4 protein-coding genes and 1 pseudogene are annotated in these 3,952 nt (G+C 60.1%); 4 read left to right on the top strand and 1 reads right to left on the bottom strand.

Features of this window, described 5'->3' with window-relative positions:
- A pseudogene (locus tag AC1XOS_RS20735) lies at positions 1–278 on the top strand (hypothetical protein); the annotation flags it as partial.
- Positions 275–1,162, top strand: a complete 888-nt coding sequence (locus AC1XOS_RS20730) for a metallophosphoesterase (RefSeq protein WP_481964113.1) — start codon at positions 275–277, stop codon at positions 1,160–1,162. The pseudogene AC1XOS_RS20735 and the gene AC1XOS_RS20730, both read left to right, overlap by 4 nt.
- A 131-nt stretch (positions 1,163–1,293) precedes the next feature.
- Here the strand turns inward: AC1XOS_RS20730 and AC1XOS_RS20725 are convergent, their stop codons facing one another.
- Positions 1,294–2,031 (bottom strand): PQLLE family protein, encoded by a 738-nt coding sequence (locus AC1XOS_RS20725; protein WP_481964112.1) that lies wholly within the window; start codon positions 2,029–2,031, stop codon positions 1,294–1,296.
- Between the two features lie 255 nt (positions 2,032–2,286).
- Between AC1XOS_RS20725 and AC1XOS_RS20720 the strand changes: the two genes are divergently transcribed.
- Together AC1XOS_RS20720 and AC1XOS_RS20715 are read left to right on the top strand one after the other, a co-directional pair.
- Complete coding sequence (locus AC1XOS_RS20720; protein WP_481964111.1) at positions 2,287–2,607, top strand: hypothetical protein; 321 nt, start codon at positions 2,287–2,289, stop codon at positions 2,605–2,607.
- Positions 2,600–3,952 (top strand): hypothetical protein (locus tag AC1XOS_RS20715; RefSeq protein ID WP_481964110.1); only part of this gene is annotated, 1,353 nt, incomplete at its 3' end. The genes AC1XOS_RS20720 and AC1XOS_RS20715, both read left to right, overlap by 8 nt.

Here is a 3,952-nt window from a genome sequence, read left to right as displayed (position 1 = left end):
TGCTCACGCGCGATGCGGCGCAGGCGATCTTCTCCCGCTGCCAGCTCGCTGGCTTTAGCTTCGATGTGGAGGCGATTTTTCTGGCACGGCGGCTCGGGCTAAAAGTCGCGGAGATTCCCGTGCGCTGGGCACACCAAGAGGGGGCGGCGGCCTTTGCCACGCGAGGAGCCTATCTTAAAGCGGGCCTGAAGATGCTCCGCGATGTGGTGAAAATTCGGACGCTCCACGCCCGTGTGGAGCCTCTTTCCTCTTCTTCGGCGGCACCAATTTCACGATGAGCAAGAAACTTCTCGGAGCGGCAACCGGGCTCGCGGCGGCGGGGCTGGCGACTTATGCGCTGAAGATCGAGCCGCTCTTGGTGGAGGTGACACACCCGACGCTCTTTTTGCCCACTCTGCCTGCCGCCTGGGACGGTCTCTCGATTCTCTTTCTCTCCGACCCCCACGTCGGCGAGTTTGGGGAGCGCGAGCGGCGCGTGGTGGCACTCTGCGCGGAGCTGGAGAAGCCGGACTTGATTGTCTGGGGGGGCGATTTTATCGGGGCTCCGCGGGGCGTGGTGCCTGCGGTGCGGCTTGCCACGGAGATCGGACAGCTCTTTCCCGGCACGCCTGCGTTTGCGGTCTGGGGAAATGCGGAGCACAAGATTCGCCCAGAGCGCCGGGCATGGCTGGAGGCGCTTCTGGCGGAGGCGGGAGTCTGCACGCTCACCAATGAGAGCCTGCCCCTCACCCTGCGCGGCGAGACGGTCACCATTGCGGGCTGCGACGACCCTTACTACGGCCACGCCGACCTCGATACCACGTTCGCCAAGCTCACCCCGGAGCGCTTCACGCTCTTTGTTGCCCACTCGCCGCAAGTGGCCGCGCTGGCATCCCGTGCGGGCGTGGACTTGATGCTCTCGGGGCACACGCATGGCGGCCAGGTGCGCTTCCCGCTTGTGGGGGCCTGGAAGACACAGAACCCCCTCAGCCGACTGCTCGACTGCGGGGTGTTTTCCCACAAGCGCCTCACGGAGATTCTGGGCCACGACCCCGGTGGTAATCTCACCACTTATATCTCCCGAGGCATCGGCCTCGCCTTTATCCAGCGTCTTCCCTGGCTCGCCCCCCGCTTCAACTGCCGCCCCGAGGTGGCGCGATTGACGCTGCGTGTGGCCCCCTAACCCCCGACGTTTTTGCCTCTCCCCGCGCCTAGCCTCTCCCCGCGCCTAGCCTCTCCCCGCGCCTTAGAGCGCGACCCTCTCCGGCTTTCGCTCGTGCCTCGCTGCGAAGAGGGTGTGGTGCCTTTGGTGTACTAGAGCCTGCCGAGTAGCTCGGGGTGGTTGCGGAGGGAGGCTTTGGTGACTCGGTGGAGGGCTTGCATCCACTCCCGCAGGGTCTTGGCGTCGGCGTTGCGGGTGGCTGTGGCGGCGATGGCGGCGGTGCGGCGCATCTCCTGGGTAGCGCGGGCAGTCTGGAGCGTGGTGACCGTGGCGAGGGCAGCGCTCCGCCCTGCGGCGTCGTAGCCAAGGTCTTCGAGGGCGGTCGCGTAGGGAGCCTGCCCGGCAGCAGTGTAGCTGGCCTTTGCCTGGGTGAGGAGCTTCTCCGTGTCCACCGGGATCGTTCCCACCACCCCTAGTGCCTGGCGCTCCGCCTGCCCCCGGAACTCGGCGCGTGTGGTCTCTCGGAAGTGGACATAGCGGTCGTAGGCGGCTTTGCGCCCCTCGGTGACCGCCGTGTTGGCCGCTGTTTCGTCCCCGATGGCGGTCTGCCGTGCGGTAAACGAGTTCTGCGCGGTGCTCTGGAGCGCCAGCCCTTCGTTGAGCTTGGCGACGGTGTAGCGCTTGGGCAGGAGGGCGAGAATCTCGGGGGTCGCGAGGATGGTCTCGATGGTGACCCGGCTTTGGGAGATGAAATTCGCCAGCTCTACGTCTTGCTCGGCGGGCGTCGGGCCCTTCTTCTTGGTCTTGGCGCTCTCGCTAGTGCTCATCGTCGCTTCATCAATGCCGATGGTCGCCTCCGTGGCGCTCATCGTGCTCTCGTCAATGCTCATTTCTAGTTCCTCTGCGTACTTAGGACGCTCTCGGTGCTGCCCTTACTCCTCTCCTCGCGGCTCATCGTGGCCTCGGCAGCGGTCATTGGCCCTCTCAGCAAAGCCCCGGAGTCAGTTCCCCGTGCTCCTGCGCCGCTCAGTATTGCTTAGGACACGGATACCGGAGATTTGGTTGCACCCCGTAACCATTGCAGGTATTGTGGTGTCAAAATGGCACAATAAGAGACCAGAACCAGGTACATGGAGGGTAGAAAAATGAACGTGAGAGATGCTTTAATTGCGGTAAAGCGGCGTGTGGCGGATGCTAATACGGCCCAGCTTGCTGCACTTGAGATTCTGCTAAATGCATCCCCGCTGAATGCAGTGGATTTGGTGGCTTGGAGGAAAGCAGTTCCAAGCCGGGGCGTTGTTCGTATGAAAGATGCCGATGCTGTGCGTATGGGGGACGCCGACTCCGAGGTGGAGTCCACCCCTGAGTCGCCACAACCACACAATGATCCTCCTGACACCCCACAGAGACGCGAGGAGATTCGTAAGCGGCTTGAAGAGCTCTTGAAAGAAACCCAGAATGCCTGACCTGCCACCAGTTCCTGACCGCGTGCGCCACTTGCTGATGCGCGATGATGAGCCGGAGGGGCTTGTAGTTCTCCATAGCGTCTGGAAAGCCATCTGTGGGGAGGAGCCTTTCCCGGAACTTGCCGCCCTAACTGCGAGCAGAGAGTTTAAGGCATCTAATATCGTTAAGATAAAAGACGAGGACGGCAGGTGCCAGGTCTATCTGTATCACTACGACGATCTCTTTGGGCTGGTGATTTCCAGTGAGGGTAACGACAACCGCGCCACAGAAATTATTTCATCAGAAAATTATTTTGGAGATGCCCTGTTTACCGTTTCTTACAACGAGTCTCTTCCCTCACTTGTTACTGAAAATCTCTGGGAGCATCTCATGGAGGCCAATCCCCCAAAACTTGCGTCTTCAGCCCGCATGTTCTCGTTGGAGATACCGCGCGACAATGAGCAGGATATTACTCGGCTTCTGGTGAGGCAGGGAGTAGTGCCACCGCCCTTTTTAGAAGCACATCTTCGTGCTGCTAAGATTGCCCATAACTACCAGCAGTTTGAGGATTTTGTGCCTCTTGCTACAAAAGCCCGCCGCAGGCTGGACACCGCACTGGACAACCTCCAAGATTCCGGTGCGCTCCGTACCAGCGGTGACATAACCATTCCTAGCAGTGCCTTGGTGGGGGTGCAAGGAGCCGAGGCTGTCCTTGCCCGCGCCGAGGCCAAGCTCCGCGCCGCCGCACTGGGCAGTCAGCTTGCTACCAAAGCGCTCCGGGCTCTCATTCCCGTGAGCGATAAGCCCACCGTCTTCTCTCATGATCTAGCCAGCGGCGCTCTGCTCGTGCGCCAAGCCGATGTCGAAGCCCGCTACAACGCTGCCGCCCGTTACGCTGCTGATGGTATTAAACCCCTAGCCCAGACCGCGCAAGCCTTGAGTGTTGAGCGCCAGCAAGCTAAGCAGAACCAAATCGCGGAGCAACGAAACCAGCTCAGTGAGCAACGCAATAACCTTACAATGGTTTCGGCTGTCATTACTAGCTTTGTCCTGACCCTGCTTGCTGGAATTCAGACCTTTGCTAATGACAAACCAGGTGATCCTACCCACTGGCCTAGAATTATCACTGCTTCGACAGTGGTCGCTGCTCTCCCTATTATCGCGGGACGCTGGCCTGAGAAAAAATTCCGCTGTCCTGCTGTCCGTAGTGCTCTACTAGCATGTGTTACTGCCCTTCTATGGTGGGCCTTTAGTGATCCCAATACATTTTTATGGATTGTATGTTCGTTGTTCGGACTACTTTGTTGTGTCTATCTTTATTATGCTATGGGTTTCCATCGCTTCCATCACTCAGCCCAACCCACA

Source organism: Armatimonas sp., from assembly GCF_964826245.1.
This window is presented reverse-complemented; position numbering and strand designations above follow the sequence as displayed.